Annotated in this window: 20 protein-coding genes; 15 read left to right on the plus strand and 5 right to left on the minus strand. The window is 69.7% G+C overall.

Features of this window, described 5'->3' with window-relative positions:
- The first annotated feature begins 12 nt into the window (after positions 1–12).
- Positions 13–846 (plus strand): class I SAM-dependent methyltransferase, encoded by an 834-nt coding sequence (locus tag ABD716_RS03125; protein WP_344773701.1) that lies wholly within the window; start codon positions 13–15, stop codon positions 844–846.
- On the opposite strand, the gene ABD716_RS03130 is transcribed toward ABD716_RS03125, so the two are convergent.
- The 4 genes from ABD716_RS03130 to ABD716_RS03145 form a co-directional block, all read right to left on the minus strand.
- Entirely contained in the window at positions 843–1,916 is a 1,074-nt protein-coding gene (locus ABD716_RS03130; protein WP_344773703.1) for an FUSC family protein, read from the minus strand. The two genes, ABD716_RS03125 and ABD716_RS03130, sit on opposite strands and share 4 nt — an antisense overlap.
- A gap of 7 nt (positions 1,917–1,923) precedes the next feature.
- Complete coding sequence (gene ygfZ, locus ABD716_RS03135) at positions 1,924–3,147, minus strand: CAF17-like 4Fe-4S cluster assembly/insertion protein YgfZ (RefSeq protein ID WP_344773705.1); 1,224 nt, start codon at positions 3,145–3,147, stop codon at positions 1,924–1,926.
- Between the two features lie 3 nt (positions 3,148–3,150).
- Positions 3,151–3,747, minus strand: a complete 597-nt coding sequence (locus ABD716_RS03140) for a heme-binding beta-barrel domain-containing protein (RefSeq protein WP_344773707.1) — start codon at positions 3,745–3,747, stop codon at positions 3,151–3,153.
- A gap of 127 nt (positions 3,748–3,874) precedes the next feature.
- On the minus strand, positions 3,875–4,153 hold the full coding sequence (locus tag ABD716_RS03145; RefSeq protein WP_344773709.1) for a hypothetical protein: 279 nt from the start codon (positions 4,151–4,153) through the stop codon (positions 3,875–3,877).
- A 97-nt stretch (positions 4,154–4,250) separates the two neighbouring features.
- Between ABD716_RS03145 and ABD716_RS03150 the strand changes: the two genes are divergently transcribed.
- The 11 genes from ABD716_RS03150 to pstB all read left to right on the plus strand — a co-directional run bounded on the left by ABD716_RS03150 (position 4,251) and on the right by pstB (position 15,885).
- Entirely contained in the window at positions 4,251–4,916 is a 666-nt protein-coding gene (locus ABD716_RS03150; RefSeq protein WP_344773711.1) for a response regulator transcription factor, read from the plus strand.
- A complete protein-coding gene (gene mshD / locus ABD716_RS03155) occupies positions 4,913–5,761 on the plus strand; it encodes a mycothiol synthase (protein ID WP_344773713.1) in 849 nt (282 codons plus the stop codon). Before ABD716_RS03150 ends, mshD begins: the two co-directional genes overlap by 4 nt.
- 51 nt (positions 5,762–5,812) lie before the next feature.
- Positions 5,813–6,655: an ABC transporter substrate-binding protein gene (locus tag ABD716_RS03160; RefSeq protein WP_344773715.1), complete on the plus strand. Its 843-nt coding sequence runs from the start codon at positions 5,813–5,815 to the stop codon at positions 6,653–6,655.
- On the plus strand, positions 6,652–7,494 hold the full coding sequence (locus ABD716_RS03165) for an amino acid ABC transporter permease (RefSeq protein ID WP_344773717.1): 843 nt from the start codon (positions 6,652–6,654) through the stop codon (positions 7,492–7,494). Before ABD716_RS03160 ends, ABD716_RS03165 begins: the two co-directional genes overlap by 4 nt.
- Positions 7,491–8,234 carry an amino acid ABC transporter ATP-binding protein gene (locus ABD716_RS03170; RefSeq protein WP_344773719.1) on the plus strand — a complete coding sequence of 248 codons (744 nt, stop codon included), beginning with the start codon at positions 7,491–7,493 and terminating at the stop codon, positions 8,232–8,234. The genes ABD716_RS03165 and ABD716_RS03170 overlap by 4 nt, the downstream gene beginning before the upstream one ends.
- Before the next feature lie 72 nt (positions 8,235–8,306).
- Positions 8,307–10,481, plus strand: a complete 2,175-nt coding sequence (locus ABD716_RS03175) for an RNA degradosome polyphosphate kinase (RefSeq protein WP_344773721.1) — start codon at positions 8,307–8,309, stop codon at positions 10,479–10,481.
- Positions 10,482–10,510: 29 nt separating this feature from the next.
- Positions 10,511–11,413, plus strand: a complete 903-nt coding sequence (locus ABD716_RS03180) for an NUDIX hydrolase (protein ID WP_344773746.1) — start codon at positions 10,511–10,513, stop codon at positions 11,411–11,413.
- A 198-nt stretch (positions 11,414–11,611) separates the two neighbouring features.
- The gene (locus ABD716_RS03185; RefSeq protein WP_344773723.1) at positions 11,612–12,739 is read left to right on the plus strand and encodes a phosphate ABC transporter substrate-binding protein PstS; all 1,128 of its coding nucleotides are present in this window, start codon (positions 11,612–11,614) and stop codon (positions 12,737–12,739) included.
- Positions 12,740–12,852: 113 nt separating this feature from the next.
- Positions 12,853–13,971, plus strand: coding sequence for a phosphate ABC transporter permease subunit PstC (gene pstC, locus ABD716_RS03190; protein ID WP_344773725.1), 1,119 nt, complete (start codon positions 12,853–12,855; stop codon positions 13,969–13,971).
- Entirely contained in the window at positions 13,968–15,077 is a 1,110-nt protein-coding gene (pstA, locus tag ABD716_RS03195) for a phosphate ABC transporter permease PstA (RefSeq protein WP_344773727.1), read from the plus strand. Before pstC ends, pstA begins: the two co-directional genes overlap by 4 nt.
- Before the next feature lie 28 nt (positions 15,078–15,105).
- Entirely contained in the window at positions 15,106–15,885 is a 780-nt protein-coding gene (gene pstB / locus ABD716_RS03200) for a phosphate ABC transporter ATP-binding protein PstB (protein ID WP_344773729.1), read from the plus strand.
- Positions 15,886–16,047: 162 nt separating this feature from the next.
- On the opposite strand, the gene ABD716_RS03205 is transcribed toward pstB, so the two are convergent.
- On the minus strand, positions 16,048–16,947 hold the full coding sequence (locus ABD716_RS03205; RefSeq protein ID WP_344773732.1) for an NAD-dependent epimerase/dehydratase family protein: 900 nt from the start codon (positions 16,945–16,947) through the stop codon (positions 16,048–16,050).
- A 76-nt stretch (positions 16,948–17,023) separates the two neighbouring features.
- On the opposite strand from ABD716_RS03205, the gene ABD716_RS03210 reads away from it, so the two are divergent.
- From ABD716_RS03210 to ABD716_RS16370, 3 genes are all read left to right on the plus strand, one after another.
- Positions 17,024–17,413, plus strand: coding sequence for a MerR family transcriptional regulator (locus ABD716_RS03210; protein ID WP_344773734.1), 390 nt, complete (start codon positions 17,024–17,026; stop codon positions 17,411–17,413).
- Complete coding sequence (locus ABD716_RS03215) at positions 17,410–17,760, plus strand: DUF2200 domain-containing protein (protein ID WP_344773736.1); 351 nt, start codon at positions 17,410–17,412, stop codon at positions 17,758–17,760. Before ABD716_RS03210 ends, ABD716_RS03215 begins: the two co-directional genes overlap by 4 nt.
- 328 nt (positions 17,761–18,088) lie before the next feature.
- A complete protein-coding gene (locus tag ABD716_RS16370) occupies positions 18,089–18,391 on the plus strand; it encodes an NADPH-dependent FMN reductase (RefSeq protein WP_425553372.1) in 303 nt (100 codons plus the stop codon).
- Positions 18,392–18,607: the final 216 nt, after the last annotated feature.

The raw sequence follows: 18,607 nt of genomic DNA on the forward strand, positions 1-18,607 counted from the left end.
AATACTGGTCACATGCCCCGTTCGATCCCCGTCTCCAAGCCGGTCGGGTCGGTGACGAGGGGCACGACGAACACCAATCGCCTGCGCCGCGTCGACCGTTGGATCGCACACCGGCCGGAATTCGCGAAAGCCGCGGCTCCGCTGGTCGTCGACCTCGGCTTCGGCGCCAGCGGGGTGACGGCCTTCGAGCTGTGGACGAGGCTCGCGACCGTGCGGGCGGACGCCCGGCTGATCGGACTTGAGATCGACCCCGGCCGGGTGACCGTCGCGCGGCAGCAGCTCGCCGCGGTGCACGCGGGTCGCACCCCCTTCGACCCGGCGATGCGGGTCGAGTTCGCGCGCGGCGGCTTCGAGGTGCCGCTCCCGGGTGGCGAGCAGGCTACGGTCATCCGCGCCTTCAACGTGCTGCGCCAGTACGGCGAGGGCGACGTCGCTGACGCGTGGGCGCGCATGCGCGCACGGCTCGCCCCGGGCGGGCTGCTCGTCGAGGGCACCTGCGATGAGCTCGGGCGCGTGTGCTCGTGGGTCGATCTCTCCCCCGACGGGCCCGAGCGCTTCACGGTCTCGCTGCGCCTTGCCGGCCTCGAATCGCCCACGATCGTCGCCGAGCGGCTGCCGAAGGCGCTGATCCACCGCAACGTCCCCGGCGAGCGGGTGCACGAGTGGCTCTCGGGCCTCGAGGACGCGTGGCGCAAGGCATCCGTTCTCGCGCCCTACGGCGAGCGGCAGCGCTGGATCGCGACCGTCCGCGCCGTGCGAGAGGCGGGCTGGCCGGTCATCGGCGGCGTCGCCCGCTGGCGGCTCGGCGAGGTGACCGTGCCCTGGGAATCGGTCGCGCCCCGCTAGACCGCAGGCAGCAGGCGCTGCGCCTCGGCCTGCGGCATGCCGGTCGCGCAGAGCAGGTCGACGAGCAGCGGATGCAGGGCGAGCACGAGCCCCTTGTCGCGCGCCGTGCCGCTCGGCATCACGTCCTCGGGGTCGAGCCGGCGCACGACCGCGACGAACGCGGCCCGCGCGGCCGGCAGGTGCTCGATCGTGGCGAAGCTCTCGCGCAGCAGCTCGGTGCCGGTCTCGAGCTGGCCGACGGCGTCCGCGATCGCGGGTCGAGGCTCGCCGTCCCGCAGCAGGTAGTCCGCCCGCCGGGCGACGACGCGCAGGTTGCGCCAGGCGAGGTCCATCGAGCGCTGCAGCGACTGCTGCGACTGCAGCTCGGGCAGGTAGCGCCGCAGGAACGGCGAGATGCGGGCGACCGAGAGCGCCGACTCGAGGCTCTCGGCCCAGGCATCCGTCGGCCCCTGCGACGTGCGCGCGAGGTCGAGCGCCTGCGCCGAGACGGCAGAGTCGCCGCCGCGCAGCGCGACGATGAGCATGCGCAGCACCGCCTGGAACGCGTCGATCGACGTGGTCGCAGCCCGGCCCGCCTCGCGGCGCGGGTCGCGCGGCACGAGAACGGTGGCGAGCAGCGCAGCGACACCGCCGATCACGCCGTCGAGGGTGCGCACGAACGGGCCGCCCGCGGGCGAGGGCAGCAGCACGACGATCGCCGCCTGCACGAGGACCGTGGCGGGGAACCCCGGCTCGGCCGAGACGAAGCGCGCCACGGCGAGCGAGACGAGCGTGATCAGCGCGACCTGCCAGAAGCCCACGCCGAGCAGGTTGACGGCGATCTCGGACAGCACGATGCCGACGGACATTCCGACCGCGGTGCGGGTCACGCGCACGGGGCGCGCGTCGCGCTTGAAGCCGAGGGATGCCGCGGCCACGGTGATCGTCAGCAGGGGCGTGCGGTGCCCCAGCACCCAGCTGGCGAATGCGTAGGCGGCCATCGCGGCGACGACGATCTGGACGATGGCTGGCCCGGATTCGACGAGCCGGCGCCAGCCGCCCGCGGCCCACCCCGCCGCCCGCGCCCTCACCGTGCGATCAATCCGCGTGCTCGCGGCGCTGGCGCGTCACGGCGCCGAGCCGCGGCAGCCGCGGGACCTCTGCGGCGGCACCGGCCGACGGCGGCACGATGACCTCCTGCGCGGCAGCGATCTCGACCCCGCCCGCGCGCACGCGCAGCTCGGCCGCCGGGTCGGTGCTGCGCTTGACCACGGCGAGCGCGATCGGCCCGAGCTCGTGATGCAGCGCGGCGGCGGTCACGTGGCCGACGACCGCCTCGCCCTGCACGACCTCGGCACCCGCCTCAGGAAGGACGGCGTCGGAGCCGTCGAGGTGCAGCAGCACCAGCCGGCGCGGCGGGTGGCCGAGGTTGTGCACCTTCGCGATGGTCTCCTGCCCGCGGTAGCACCCCTTGTTCAGGTGCACGGCCGAGCGCAGCCAGTCGAGCTCGTGCGGGATCGACCGCTCGTCGACCTCGGTTGCGAAACGCGGCCGGCGCGCAGCGATACGCAGCGCCTCGCTCGCGGCGATACCGGCGACGGCGACCAGGCCGGATGCCGCGCGCGCGGCGAGCCCCGCGGCGAACTCCCGCGTGACGATCGTCTCGAACCAGCTCCAGCCCGAGTAGTCGTGGTCGGCCGCGGCGTACTGGTGGCCGCCGGCCGCGACCTGCGACCAGGGGTCATGCCAGACGACGGTGCGGTCCCCGGGTCTCCATTCGGCTGCGCCGAGTCGACCTGCGGGGGCCGCCGCTGCGCCGAGTCGACCTGCGGGAGCCGCGGCTGCGCTTTCGTCGATCGACCCGCGCGCAGCGCGGACAGAGAACAGCGGCACGGTCGAGCCGACCACCGCCGAGGCATCCGTCACGTCTTCGATCTCGACGCGCAGCATGAACCGCATCTTCTGCAGGAAATCGACGAGCGCCGCGGCCTCTGCGCGGTCGACGATCAGCCACAGCCGCTCGCCGTCTTCGACGACGCGCACGGCGAACTCGATGCGCCCAGAGGGGTCGAGCACGAGCGTCTCGCTCGACTCGCCCTCTGCGAGCCCCAGCAGGCTCTGGCTCGTGATCGAGTTCAGCCAGCTGAGCCGGTCGGGGCCGGCGATGGTGATGACGGCGCGCTGAGCGAGCTCGACGACCGCGCGGCCGTCTTCGAGGGCGCGCTGCTCGCCGACGGGGTTGCCGTAGTGCCACACCGCGCCCGCGTCGGGGCCGTCACCGACGAGCACCGCTCCGTCGAGGGACGAGAACAGGGCGGTCATCGCTCAGTCCACCTTCGCGAGTCGCGCCGAGGCGTGCGTGCGCAGCTGCTGGCCGAGGGCCGCGATGTCCCACGCCCACAGCAGATGGCCCTCGACGAGCCCATAGAGGCGCGTCGCGGCCGAGTACTCCTTGGCGCCGGCCGTGCGCATCACGGCATCGGTCGCGAGGTCGATGCGCGGCCCCTTGACCTGCCCGAGGTACACCTCTGAAACGCCGTCGGGGTGCACCAGCGCGACCTCGATGTCGAACCCGCCGGCATCGTTGCGCAGCGTCTCGACGGCTTCGGCGTCGGTGAACGGTCGCGTGCCGACACCCGGCAGCATGCCCGGGCCGGGGTCGCCCGCGGTCAGCTCGCGCGACAGGCGCCAATAGCCCGTCTCGGCGACGAGCGGCGTGTGCTCGTCATCGAGCACCCACGTATAGGAGTTGTAGTTGAGGTACGAGAGGCCGTCGTGGCTGAAGCTGATGCGCTGGCCGAACTCGCGCTGGACGTGGTCTTCGCCGATCTTGTAGTCGAGCACCCCCGTGCCCTCCCACACGCCGATCAGCCACGACAGCGGGACGAGCTCGGCCGGCAGGCCGACGGGCAACTCGATCATGGCGAGGCTAGTGCTGGCCGCGGAACAGGTTGTAGACCACGAGCACCGCGGTGCCCGCGATCGCCAGCCCGGCCAGGCCCAGCAGAGCGATGAACACGAGTTCCAGCGTGACAAGCATGCGGTCAGCCTAGTGGATGAGGTAAATCGCGCCGGTTGCGACGGCCAGGATCACGAGCGCGCCGCTGACGGACGATGCGAGCCGCGTCACGAAGCCGCGCTTCTCGCGCGTCGCGAGCTGGATGCAGAGGGCGATGACGACGGATGCCGCAAGCGACAGGCTCAGCCAGGCGCCGTCCCGGTCGGGGTGCGAGAAGATGCCGATCAGCACGGCGGCCACGAGGGCGAAGCCCCACACCGCAGAGACGGTGCCCTTCGCCGCAGCCTTGGGAAGCGGATCGCTCGTCATGCCTCCATTCTGCCGCCGTGCGCGCTTTCCCGCGGCGAATCCGCTGCCCTCGCGTCGGATAGGATGCCGAATCAACGTCGAAGGTCATGGAGGTCGTATGGCGCAGCTGCTGATCCTGACATCCGCACAGGATCAGGATGTGCTGCCCGCCCTGGGTCTGCTGAACCATCGCGCCCGCGCGCTGCCGGCCGAAGCCGCCTCCCTCGTGAACGCGCCGAGCTGCGACCTCATCTTCATCGACGCCCGCCGCGACCTGGTCGGCGCCAAGGCGCTCTGCAAGATCCTGAGCACGACGGGGTCGCCCGCGCCCGTGCTGCTCGTGCTGACGGAGGGCGGGCTTCCCGCGGTCAACGCCGACTGGGGGGTGGCCGACGTGGTGCTCGCCGAGGCGGGGCCCGCCGAGGTCGACGCCCGCATCCGCCTCGCGCTCGATCGGCACACGGCAGACGCCACCTCGAGCAAGATCCAGACCTCGGGCGTCACGATCGACGAGGCGTCCTATTCGGCCAAGGTGCACGGCCGCCCGCTCGACCTCACCTTCAAGGAGTTCGAGCTGCTGCGCTTCCTCGCCACGCACCCGAGCCGCGTCTTCACGCGCGAGCAGCTGCTCTCCGAGGTGTGGGGCTACGACTACTTCGGCGGCACCCGAACCGTCGACGTGCACGTGCGCCGCCTGCGCGCGAAGCTCGGCGACAGCGAGTCGCTGATCGGCACCGTGCGCAACGTCGGCTACCGCTTCAACGTCTTCGAAGACGGGCAGTGACGCGGCCGATCGTCGATCTGGTCGAGACGGATGCCTCGGCCGCCGGCGCCTTGCTCGAGCCGTTCGACGAGCAGACCGCGTTCGATGTCGCCGCGGGCCGCCGCGCCCTCTTCGCGCTGCGCACGACTCCTGACGAGCCGGCCGTCGGCAGCGCGGTTCTCGGCGACGGCGCCCTCGATCTCGACATCCGCGAGGAGTGGCGCGAACGGGGGCTGGGCGGCGAGGTCGCCGCGCAGTTGCTCGCACGCGCGGGCGACGGCCCCCTCACGGCGTGGTCGCACGAGGACCACCCGGCCGCCCGGGCGCTCGCCGCGCGCTTCGGCTTCGAGGCGGCGCGCACGCTGCTGCAGCTGCGGCTCGAGCCGCTGCCCGCCGGCGGCGAGCGGGGCGAGGGGGCCCGCCTCGACGGGTCGGTGCAGCTCGGCGCCTTCCGCCCCGGCGCCGACGACGCCGAGTGGCTCGCCCTCAACGCGCGCGTGTTCGCGTGGCACCCCGAGCAGGGCGGCATGACGGCCGACGACCTGGCCCAGCGCGTGGCCGAGACGTGGTTCGACGCGGGCGACTTCCTGGTGGCTCGCGACGGCCGCGGCGCCATGGTCGGCTACAACTGGCTCAAGGTCGAGCCGGGCGGCACGGGCGAGGTCTACGTCATCGGGGTCGCCCCCGAAGCGGCGGGCCGGGGGCTCGGGCGCGCCCTCATGAACGCCGGGCTCGACCGCCTGCGCGCGCGGGGATGCACCGCCGTCGAGCTGTACGTCGAGTCGGACAACACGGCCGCGGTGCGGCTCTATCGCGGGCTCGGATTCACCGACGCCGCGGTGCACGTGCAGTACTCCCGGGCGTAACCGGAAGACCCCGATTCGCGACGGGCGCGCGCGGCGCGGCATCCTTACTCCATGCCCCCACGCACCCGAATCGCCGCCATCGCCCTCGCCGCCGCCGCGGCGCTCACCCTCGCCGCCTGCTCGGGCGGCACCGGCTCCTCCAGCTCGTCCGGCTCCGACGGCTACGTGACCAAGGGGAAGCTCACGATCGCGACCTCTCAGCCCGCGTACGCGCCGTGGGTCGAAGACAACAAGCCGCAGTCCGGCAAGGGCTTCGAGGCGGCTGTCGCCTACGCGGTGGCCGACAAGCTCGGTTTCTCGAAGTCCGACGTGGTGTGGGTGCGCGACGACTTCGACAAGTCGATCGCGCCGGGCCCCAAGGACTTCGACCTCAACCTGCAGCAGTTCTCGATCACCGACGAGCGCAAGAAGGCCGTCGACTTCTCATCGCCGTACTACACGACGAGCCAGGTCGTGATCACGACGGCCACGAGCAAGGCGGCGGATGCCACGAGCCTCGCCGACCTCAAGGACGACCTCATCGGCGCCATGACGGGAACGACGAGCTACTCCGACGCCGTCGCCGACATCGCACCGACCCAGCAGGTGCAGGTGTTCAACAGCAACGACGACGCGGTGACGGCGCTCAAGGCCGGCCAGGTGGACGCGATCGTGGTCGACCTTCCGACGGGCTTCTACGTCACGAGCGCCGAGCTCGACGACGGCAAGATCACCGGGCAGCTGCCTGCCGTGAAGGGCGACACGGGCGACCAGTTCGGCATCGTGCTGCCGAAGGACAGCGCCCTGACGAAGAAGGTCAGCGCCGCCGTCGACGCGCTCCGCGCGGACGGCACGCTCGCCTCGCTCGAGAAGAAGTGGCTGAACAGCCAGGGCAACGCCCCGATCCTCAAGTGACCGCGCCCTCCGCTCTCGAGCTTGAGCGCCGTGCTTACCGAGCGCGGCGCTCGCGGCGCTCCATCTGGGTCAGCATCGCCTCGACCCTGGTCTTCGCCGCGCTGATCTGGGTCGGCGTGGTCTCGACCCCGGGCTGGCACTCCGTCCAGCAGTCGTTCTTCGACCCGGGTGAGGCCTGGCGGGCGGTCCCGCGTGTGCTCGCGGGGCTGTGGCTCAACATCCGCGTGCTGTTCGCGAGTGCCGCGTGCGTGCTCGTCCTCAGCATCCTGCTGGCGGCGCTGCGCACGCTGCGCGGCGCGGTGTTCTTCCCGCTGCGCGCAGCCGTCGCGATCTACACCGACCTGTTCCGCGGGCTGCCGCTGCTGATCGTGCTGTACCTGGTCGGCTTCGGCATCCCCGCACTCGGGTTCTTCCCGCGCATGCCCGCAGGGTTCTGGGGAACCGTGGCGCTCGTCATCACCTACACCGCGTACGTCAGCGAGGTGTTCCGCGCCGGCATGGAGGCGGTGCACCCCTCACAGCGGCTCGCGGCCCGCTCGCTCGGTCTGCGCTATTGGCAGAGCCTGCGGCTCGTCGTCCTTCCGCAGGCGCTGCGCAAGGTGACGCCCGCGCTCATGAACGACTTCGTGTCGCTGCAGAAGGACGTCGGCCTGATCTCGGTGCTCGGCGCCGTCGACGCCGTGCGGGCCGCGCAGATCCAGGTGTCCCTCAACTACAACTTCACGCCGTACCTCGTGGCCGGCCTGTGCTTCGTCGTGCTCGCCGTGCCGATGATCCGCCTCACCGACTGGTACTCGGCCCGCCTCGCCCGCCGCGAGCAGATGGGAAGCGTCGTATGAGCGCCCTGCTCTCACTCACCGGCATCCGGAAATCCTTCGGCGACCACGAGGTCCTCGCCGGCATCGATCTCGAACTCGCCCAGCACGAGGTCGTCGCCCTGATCGGGGCGAGCGGCTCGGGCAAGTCGACCCTGCTGCGCTGCGTCAACCTGCTCGAGCGCATCGACGACGGCCGGATCGTGCTCGCCGGCGAGGACATCAGCGACCCGCGCGTGGACGCCGACGGCGTTCGCGCCCGCATCGGAGTCGTCTTCCAGCACTACAACCTGTTCCCGCACCTCAGCGTGATCGACAACGTCACCCTCGCCGCGCGACACGTGCACAGGATGTCGAAGGCGGATGCCACGGCGAAGGGCCTCGCCCTGCTCGAGCGCATCGGCCTCGGCGCCAAGGCGCGCGACTACCCCGACCGCCTCTCCGGCGGTCAGCAGCAGCGCGTCGCGATCGTGCGCGCGCTCGTCACGGACCCGGCCCTGCTGCTGCTCGACGAGATCACGAGCGCTCTCGACCCCGAACTCGTCGGCGAGGTGCTCGACCTCGTGCGCTCGCTCAAGGAGCAGGGCACGACGATCCTGATGGCGACGCACGAGATGGACTTCGCGCGCGAGGTGGCCGACCGGGTCGTGTTCCTCGACGCCGGAACGATCGTCGAGCAGGGGGCACCCGACGCGTTCTTCGATCACCCGGAGCAGGAGCGCACGAAGCGGTTCCTCACGCGCCTCGGGGCGCGGCGGAGGTAGCGCCCGCGGCAAGGCCGTGCGGCCCGGGCATCCGTTCACCCCGCGTTAGCGGCGGGTGTAAAGATAGGGCGCATGGATGGCGAGAACACGCTGGTCGAGGACACGCTCGGCAGCGACAACCTGGACGACGACTTCGAGCCCTGGAACGCCGAGTCCGACCCCTCGCTGCCCCGTGACCGCTACATCGACCGCGAGCTGAGCTGGCTCGCCTTCAACCAGCGGGTGCTCGAACTCGCCGAGGACCCCAAGCTGCCGCTGCTCGAGCGGACCAACTTCCTCGCGATCTTCGCCAACAACCTCGACGAGTTCTTCATGGTGCGCGTGGCGGGCCTCAAGCGCCGCATCATGACCGGCCTCGCCGTCCCCACGAACACGGGCAAGGCTCCCGCCGATGTGCTGGCGGATGTCTCGGCCAAGGCTCATGAGCTGCAGCTGCGCCACGCCCGCGCCTTCCAGCAGATCGGGCAGGAGCTGCGCGAGAAGGGCATCACGCTCGCCTCGTGGGACGAGCTCACGGAGGACGAGCGCGCCCCCCTGCGCGAGCTCTACCAGAAGCAGATCTTCGCGGTGCTGATGCCGCTCGCCGTCGACCCGGCGCACCCGTTCCCGTACATCTCGGGCCTCTCGCTCAACCTGGCCGTGCGCGTGCGGAACACGAAGACCAAGAAGGAGCAGTTCGCGCGCCTCAAGGTGCCCACCGTGTTGCCCCGCTTCATCCGCATCGACGGCGGCGGCTCCGACAGGGTGCGCTACATCCTGCTTGAGGACCTCATCGCGAACCAGCTCGACGAGCTCTTCGCCGGAATGGAGGTCGTCGAGCACCACATCTTCCGCGTCACCCGCAACGAAGACGTCGAGATCGACGAGGACGAGACCGAGAACCTGATCCAGGCGCTCGAGAAGGAGCTGCTGCGGCGCCGCTTCGGGCCACCCATCCGCCTCGAGGTCACCGAGGACATGGACCCCGTCACCCTCGACCTGCTGGTGCGCGAGCTCGACATCACCGAGCAGGAGATCTACCGCCTGCCGGCGCCGCTCGACCTGCGCGGCCTGTTCGACCTGGGGCGCATCGACCGGCCCGAGCTCAAGTACCCGCCGCACGTGCCCGTCACGGCCGCCCAGCTGCAGCCGAGCGAGCCGAACGCCAAGCCCGACATCTTCGCCGCGCTGCGCCGCCAGGACGTGCTGGTGCACCACCCGTACGAGTCGTTCGCGACCAGTGTGCAGGCGTTCCTCGAGCAGGCGGCGCGCGACCCCAATGTGCTCGCGATCAAGCAGACGCTCTACCGCACGAGCGGCGACAGCCCCATCGTCGAGGCGCTCATCGACGCGGCGGAGGCCGGCAAGCAGGTGCTCGCCCTCGTCGAGATCAAGGCGCGCTTCGACGAGCAGAACAACATCGAGTGGGCGCGCAAGCTCGAGAAGTCGGGCGTGCACGTCGTCTACGGCCTCGTCGGCCTCAAGACGCACTGCAAGCTCGCCCTCGTCATCCGGCAGGAGGGCGGGCAGCTCAAGCACTACAGCCACGTCGGTACGGGCAACTACAACCCGAAGACCAGCCGCGTCTACGAGGACCTCGGCCTGTTCACCTCCGACGACCAGGTCGGCAAAGACCTCACCCGCCTGTTCAACGAGCTCTCGGGCTATGCCATCGAGAAGAAGTTCAAGCGGCTGCTCGTCGCGCCGCTGCACCTGCGCAAGGGGCTGCTCAAGGCCATCGCCCAGGAGACCAAGAACGCCCTCGCGGGCAAGCCCGCAGGCATCCGCATCAAGGTCAACTCGATGGTCGACGAGGCCATCATCGATGCGCTCTATCAGGCGAGCCGCGCCGGCGTCCCGATCGACATCTGGGTGCGCGGTATCTGCGGCATCAAGCCCGGGCAGGAGGGCTACAGCGAGAACATCCGCGTGCGCTCGATCCTCGGCCGCTACCTCGAGCACTCGCGCATCTTCAGCTTCGAGAACAACGGCGACCCGCTCATGTACATCGGCAGCGCCGACATGATGCACCGCAATCTCGACCGCCGCATCGAGGCGCTCGTGCGCCTCACGAAGCCCGAGCACATCAGCGAGCTCACCGAGCTGTTCGACCTCGCGATGAGCGACGAGACGTCGTCGTGGTCGCTCGAGTCCGACGGGTCGTGGGCGCGGCACTCCGTCGACGAGTCGGGCGCGCCGCTCGTCGACCTGCAGAACCGGCTCATGTACCAGATCTCGCACCGACCCCGTTCGGCCACTCGCCTGTGACGGACGGGCCTGTTCTCGCCGCGGGTGCGGTGTGCTGGCGCATCGTGGACGGAGACGTCCGCGTGCTCGTCATCCACCGCCCCCGCTATGACGACCTGACCCTGCCGAAGGGGAAGGTCGACCCGGGCGAGACGCTTCCGCAGACCGCCGTGCGCGAGGTGCGCGAGGAGACCGGGCTCTCGATCACGCTCGGCATGCCGTTGTCGCAGACCGAGTACACGATCGCGAGCGGGCGCGAGAAGATCGTTCACTACTGGACGGCCGAGGTGACGGAAGCCGCAGCGAAGGCATCCCGCTTCAAGCCGAACTCCGAGGTCGACGCCGTGCACTGGATGCCGCTCGCGAAGGCCAGGGTCGCCCTCAGCTACGAGCACGACATCAGGCTGCTCGAGGAGTTCGCGCAGCTGCACGAGAAAGCCGGTGGCGCCACGTTCGGCATCATCGTGCTGCGGCACGCTAAGGCCCTGCCCCGCGCAGAGTGGACCGGATCGGACGAGAAGCGCCCCCTCGCCTCGCGCGGGGTGCTGCAGGCGCAGCACATCGTGCCGACGGTGCGGGCGTGGCAGCCGCGCCGCATCATCACCTCCCCCGCGGTGCGCTGCGCCGCGACCGTCGCACCGCTCGCGCGCGCTCTGGACCGCAAGCCGCGCCACGAGCCCGGCATCAGCCAGGATGCCTGGGACGACGGCGCCGCGCAGGTGCCCGAGGTCGTCGCCAAGCGCCTGGTTGCGGGGAAGACCGCTGTGCTGTGCAGCCATCGGCCCGTGCTGCCCGACATCCTGCGCGAGTTCGCCCTCGCCACGGGCACACCGGTCACCTGGCAGCTGCGAGAGGCGGCGGTGCTCGAGCCCGCGGCGTTCACGATCGTGCACTTGTCACGTCTGCACCCGACGGCGGGGATCCTCGCGCTCGAGACGCACAACCCGGTCTGACGGGGCAGGGCGGCGCGCCCGCGGCGGGGGCGCACGGCCGCCGTTTGATGCTCGTTCACCGTTCGTTTACCCACGCGGCAGAGTCTCGTCAGGCGCCCCGCTTAGCGTCGCCAACGGGTCGGCACCGACCCCGTGCTCCGCGCGCACCCGAAGTCCTTCTGCCGCGCGGGCGAACAATCCATTCCGAAAGGGAACACAGTGAAGCTCAAGAACGTGGCGGCTGCGGGCGCTCTCGCCCTTGCTACCGCTCTCGCGCTCTCGGCCTGCGGCGGCAACGGCGGCTCGGACGGCGCGGCGAACACTCCGTCGCCTGCCAAGACCGTCGACTACAGCTCGCTCTCCGGCACCATCACCGCCGGCGGCTCGTCGGCCCAGGCCAACGCACAGACCGCGTGGGCCGCCGCCTTCAAGGGTCTCGGCGCCAACGTCACGATCAACTACGACAAGTCGCAGGGCTCGGGCGGCGGGCGCACCAACTGGCTCGGCGGCAGCTACGACTTCGCCGGCACCGACTCGGCGCTCTCGGCCGACGAGTTCACTCAGGCGAAGACCACCTGCGGCCCCGACGGCGGCCTCAACATCCCCGTCTACCTCTCGGGCGTCTCGGTCATCTACAACCTTCCGGGCGTCGACAAGCTCAACCTGAGCGCCGAGGTCATCGCGAAGATCTTCTCGGGCGCCATCAAGACCTGGAACGACCCGGCCATCAAGGCGCTGAACTCGGGCGCCGACCTGCCGAGCAGCCCGATCGCCACCGTGCACCGTTCCGACGGCTCGGGCACGACCAACAACTTCACCTCGTACCTCAACCAGGTCGCGCCGAGCGTGTGGACCAACGCGCCGAGCAACGACTGGCCGTACCCGAACGTGGGCTCGGGCCAGCAGGGCGGCTCCGGCGTCGTGAACACCGTCACCGCCACCGCGAACAGCATCGGCTACGCCGACCAGAGCTCGATCGGCAAGGCGACGCAGGCCGACATCCAGGCCGGCACCTCGGGCAGCACCTTCGTGACCTACTCGGCCGACGGCGCGACCAAGGCCTTCGACGACGCCGCGCAGGACGCGTCGCAGGGCGACGGCGACCTCACCAAGAAGCTCGACTACACCAAGATCACCGGTGCCGACGCCTACCCGATCCCGCTGCTGTCCTACGCCGTGACCTGCAAGACCTTCAAGGACTCGACGCAGGGCAAGCTGACCGCCGCGTACCTCGGCTTCATCGGCAGCAAGACCGGCCAGGATGTCGCGGAGAAGAACGCCGGCGCGGCGCCTCTTCCCACCAGCATCCAGGACGAGATCGCCAAGACCGTCGCGCTGATCAAGTAAGACCGCACGACGGAAGCACCGCTGAACGACGGTCGGGCTATCACCTGGTAGCCCGACCGTCGCACAATAAAGCGTCACCCCCTCCCGACCCGACGAGGAACGAGAAACACCCCGTGACTGAGTCCACCGCCGCAGTCTCCCCGCGTCGGATCGTCGCCAGGGCACGCCCCAGCGACAGAATCTTCAGGTTCCTGAGCACAGGCTCGGCCGCGCTGATCATCGTGATCCTGGCCGGGGTGGCGCTCTTCCTGATCATCCGCTCCGCCCCCGCCATCGGCGCGAGCTGGACGACCGGCGAGCTCGCCGGCGGCACCACGGCCCACCACGCGAACTTCTGGGCGTACACCGCTCCGCTCGTCTGGGGAACGCTGTGGGTCTCGCTGCTCGGCCTCGTCATGGGCGCCCCGGTCGCTATCGGAATCGCCCTCTTCATCTCGCACTACGCGCCGCGCAACCTCGCCGGGGTGCTCGCGTACCTCGTGGACCTGCTGGCGGCCGTGCCGTCGATCATCTTCGGCCTGTGGGGCATCTTCACGGTCCGCAAGTTCCTGCTCCCGTTCCAGGCATGGTTGAACCACCACGCCGGGTGGTTCCCGGTCTTCGGCGGCGAGCTGAGCCAGACCGGCTCGACGATGTTCGCGGGCGGCGTCGTGCTCGCGGTCATGATCCTGCCGATCATCACCTCGATCACCCGCGAGATCTTCCTGCAGACCCCGCGCCTTCACGAAGAGGCCGCCCTGGCGCTCGGTGCGACGAAGTGGGAGACGGTGCGGCTCGCCGTCTTCCCCTACGCCCGCAGCGGCATGCTGAGCGCCGTGCTGCTCGGGCTCGGCCGTGCGCTCGGCGAGACGATGGCCATCGCGCTCATCATGTCCCCCACCGTCGGCTTCTTCCTCACCTGGTTCACCGACAACCAGAACTCTCAGACCATCGCCGCGAACATCGCGCTGAACTTCCCCGAGTCGACCACGCTGCAGCGGCAGGCCCTGATCGGAACCGGTCTCGCGCTCTTCGTCATCTCGCTGGTCGTGAACTTCGCCGCGCGCTTCATCATCGGCCGCACCGGGAAGTCGACAGGTGGCAAGAAGGCACGGCGCCTGCCCCCGACGAACCCGTCGACGATGATCGCCCTCGACGACGCCGAGGGCCCGCTCGAGGCCCTGCACCCGCACGCCTCCTCCGCCCACCCAGAGGGCCCGAAGCCCAGCCGACCCGAAGGGCCGCGTTCATGAGCGCCACCGCCGTCCCCAACGCGCCATCGCCGAAGCGCGAGGTCGACAACGCCCTCACCTCAGGGCAGCTGCCGCGGTACTTCGAGGTCTGGTCGCTGCTCGGCGCGCTCGCCGTCAGCGCGGTCCTGTTCGCCCTCGTCGGCTTCAACATCGTCGGCTGGATCGTGGTCGCGGCGATCGTCTACCTGCTCGCCGTCGGCGTCATCTCCGCCGTCACCGAGAACCGCCGGAAGGCCGTCGACCGCCTCGTGCGAGGTGTCGTCGTGATCATGTTCCTGCTCGCGCTCGCGCCGCTCGTCTCGACCCTCATCGACGTGATCGCCCGCGGCGCGCACGATGCGTTCGACCCGAGCTTCGTGTTCAAGACAGGGGGCACGCACTTCGACCCGGTGTCGCTCAAGGTCACGACGACCATCGGGGCCTGGCAGTCCGTGGTCGGCACGCTCATCATCACCGGCATCGCGACGGTCATCAGCGTCCCGATCGGCATCCTGACCGCGATCTACCTGGTCGAGTACGGCCGCCCCAACGCCTGGATGAACCGGACCGTCACCTTCCTGGTCGACGTCATGACGGGCATCCCCTCGATCGTCGCCGGCCTGTTCGCGTTCTCGCTGTTCACGCTGATCGTCGGGCCGAAGGCGTTCAGCGGCCTCTCGGCGGCGATCGCGCTGTGCGTGCTGATGATCCCGATCGTCGTCAGAAGCAGCGAGGAGATGCTGAAGCTCGTCTCGATCGACCTGCGCGAGGCATCCTATGCACTCGGCACGACGAAGTTCGTGACGATCACCCGCATCGTGCTGCCGACCGCCATCTCGGGCCTCATCACGGGTGTGATGATCGCGATCGCCCGCGTCATCGGCGAGACGGCCCCGATCTTCATCGCCGCGTCGTTCACGAACAACTTCAACGCGAACCCCCTGCACGACGCAATGTCGACGCTTCCCGTCATGGCGTACACAGGCTACAAGTTCCCGAGCACCGACATCGCGGCGTCGTACGACTCGGCGTGGGGTGCGGCGCTGCTGCTCGTCATCCTGGTGGTCATCCTCAACCTCATCGCCCGAATCGTCGCCCGCATCTTCGCCCCCAAGGGCCTGCGGTAGTCACCCGAGAGAAACGAAACGGATTCCTGTGTCCAAGCGCATCGAGGTCAACGACCTCAACGTCTACTACGACAAGTTCCTGGCCGTCGAAGGCGTCTCCATCAACATCGAACCGCGCACGGTGACCGCCTTCATCGGCCCCTCGGGCTGCGGCAAGTCGACGTTCCTGCGCACGCTCAACCGGATGCACGAGGTGATCCCGGGCGCGCACGTCAAGGGCGAGGTGCTCATCGACGGCAACGACCTCTACGGGCCCGGCGTCGACCCCGTGCTCGTGCGCCGGCAGGTGGGCATGGTGTTCCAGCGGCCGAACCCGTTCCCGACGATGTCGATCCGCGAGAACGTCCTGGCCGGCGTGCGCCTCAACAACACGCGGATCTCGAAGTCCGACGCCGACGACCTCGTCGAGTCCTCGCTGCGCGGCGCGAACCTCTGGGAAGAGGTCAAGGACCGCCTCGGCCTGCCCGGCTCAGGCCTCTCGGGCGGTCAGCAGCAGCGCCTCTGCATCGCCCGCGCGATCGCGGTGAAGCCCGACGTGCTGCTGATGGACGAGCCGTGCTCGGCCCTCGACCCGATCTCGACGCTGGCCATCGAGGACCTCATCGAGGACCTCAAGCAGGAGTACACGATCGTCATCGTGACCCACAACATGCAGCAGGCCACCCGGGTGAGCGACAAGACCGCGTTCTTCAACATCGCGGGCACCGGGAAGCCGGGCCACCTGATCGAATACGACGACACGGCGACGATCTTCTCGACCCCGAAGGTGAAGGCGACCGAGGACTACGTCTCGGGCCGCTTCGGATAGGCCCGCATTCGCTCCGCTACGCGCGAACGCCCTCGGGAAGACCCCGGGGGCGTTCTCGGTTAGACTCGAATGGCCGGGCCGCAGTAACCCCGGGCTCCAACTTTCGCCGCTTCGAGCGGCCTCGCGCCGAGAGGCGTTCTGCGGCCCGGTTATTCTTTTGCCCTAGGCCGGCTCCGGCGCGCGATAGCTTCCCGAGCGGACATCGTCGAGCAGGGGCACGCCGGCGGGCTTCCAGCCGAAGGTCGCGCGCGCCTTCTCGGCGCTGAGGCGGCTCGTCGAGCTCAGCACCTGCGCGAACGGGCCGAAGCTCTGCTCGGCCGTCGCGAGCGGGATGGACGTGGGCCGCGCCCCCGTGAGCTCCGCGATCGCCTCGGCGAGCCCACGGAAGCTGAACGGCGCGTCGCCCACCGCGTTGTAGATGCCGCCCACCGGGTGCGCGAGGGCCGCCGCATAGAGCGCGGCGAGATCGTCGACGTGAATCGGATGCCACGTGTTCGCGCCGTCGTCGATGTAGGTCGCGGCGCCGGTCTGCGCCGCGGAGTCGATGAGCCCGGTGATGAGCCCCGAGCCGCCCCTGCCGTAGACGAGCCCCGCACGCACGATGATCGGCGTGATCCCTCGCGCGGCCAGCACGACGCGCTCTGCCTGCGCCTTGACCGGCTGGGCGCTCGCCTCGGGAAGCTCGGCTTCTTCTGCGGTGTCCCGCAAGGGGCCGAAGCCGTAGACGAGGCCCGTGCTCGTGTAGACGACCGGCTTTGCGGCATCCCCGACCCCTGCGCCCTGAACCAGCGCCGCGACGGCGGCGAGCTCCGTCGCATTCGCCTCGTCCGTCATCGAGTAGTCGACGGCCGCGTGGATCACGGCGTCGGCGGCCTCTGCGGCTGCGCGCAGCACGCCGGCGTCCGCCAGCTCGCCGCGGACAGGGGTCGCGCCGACCGCCGTGAGCTTCGCCGCGCTCGCGTCGGATCGCGCCAGTGCGCTGACCTCGTGGCCGGCGGCGACGAGATGCTCGACCAGCACCGAGCCCACGTAGCCGGTTCCGCCCGTGATGAAGACCTTCATTCCGTTCCTTTCGCTTCGGCGACCTCGCGGCCGCGGAACGACGGTAAACTCTGACATCAATGTCAAGGTCAAGTCGGTGGGAGAGCGGATGCGCATCGGTGAGCTGAGCGAGCGGACCGGGGCGAGCGCTCGGTCGATCCGCTATTACGAGCAGCTCGGGCTGCTGACGTCGGCGCGGCTCGGGAACGGGTATCGCGAGTTCGACGACTCGGCCGTCGCGACGGTCGACACGATCAAGGCGCTCATCGACCTGGGCTTCCCGACGGAGCTGATCCAGAGAGTGCTCCCCTGCACGGGCGACGCGGGCCCGGCCGGCCAGGACTGCGGCGTGCTGATGCGGCGGGTGGCCGAGATCCGCGACGAGATGGATGCCAAGGCCGCGCGCCTGATCGAGACACGCGATGCCCTGACGGGCTTTCTCGCGCGAGCCGAGACGGGCGCCTCTGTGCAGCTGGGGGCCGCGTGACCGGGCATCGGGTTTTCGAGCTCGAGTTCGCCAGGCTCTACCCGCTCTATGCCGAGAAGGTCGAGCGGAAGGGGCACACGACCGCGGAGCTCGACGAGGTGATCGAGTGGCTCACGGGGTACGACGCCGCGGGCCTCGAGCGCGCGCGTTCAGACGGCACCGATCTCGCGGGGTTCTTCGCCCACGCGCCGGCGATGAACCCGAACGCGTCGCTGATCACGGGCGTCATCTGCGGCGTCCGCGTCGAAGACATCGAGGACCCGCTGATGCAGAAGATCCGCTACCTCGACAAGCTCGTCGACGAGCTGGCGCGCGGGAAGAAGATGACGTCGATCCTGCGGAGCTGACGGCTCGAGCTACAGCGACGACTCCGGTGTGCTCATCGCCGTCCCGATTCATCGGACATACGACCTGTACGTGCCACGGCATCCCGTCGCACTGTTACCTAGAAGCGTGGGCCCAAACCCCCGCGTCGCAATCGTCGTCGGCAGCACCCGCCCAGCCCGCATCAGCCTCGATGTCGCCGCCTGAGTTCAGACCGCCCTGAACCGCCTGAGCGACATCAGCTACGAAATCCTCGATCTAGCCAACATCGACCTGCCGTTCCTCGACGAGCCCACCCCTGCGGCCTATAGGCAGTATCCTCACGATCACACGCGGCGGTGAAGCGAACTCGTGTCGAGCTACGACGGCTTCTTCTTCGTATTCCTGCAGTACAACAGGGGCTACCCCGGGGTACTCAAGAACGCGCTTGACTTCCTCTACCGCGAGTGGCAGGGCAAACCCGCAACCCAGTTCACTGGGGGATCCGCGGCGCGACGCAGTTCCATCAGATCATGCTGGGACGTCACATGGCCCCACTGCCTACGCGCGTCGAGGCCGTCTATACCGATGACGACGCCGACCCCAGCGGTCGACTTCTCCGCGGTGAGGCAACGTTCGGCAAGACGCGCCCGGCGCTGCACGCGATCGATGTAGAGTTCCGGGCACAGCTGATGCGGTGACGACGACTGCTCTTGGACGATACGGAGCTACAGGCTTTGTTGAGGCAGAAGCCAGCTCACAGACCAACGGAGCGCTGCTTCTCGAACCAGCGCTGACGCCAGCTGTTGCCTGCGCGCTCGTAAGTGGTCAAGTCCCGTGGGGTGGTGTCATTCCTGTTGTTGCCTGTGGTGGGTGATGGTTAGGCGGTGA

This window comes from Gryllotalpicola kribbensis, assembly GCF_039538245.1.
Lineage (GTDB): Bacteria > Actinomycetota > Actinomycetes > Actinomycetales > Microbacteriaceae > Gryllotalpicola > Gryllotalpicola kribbensis.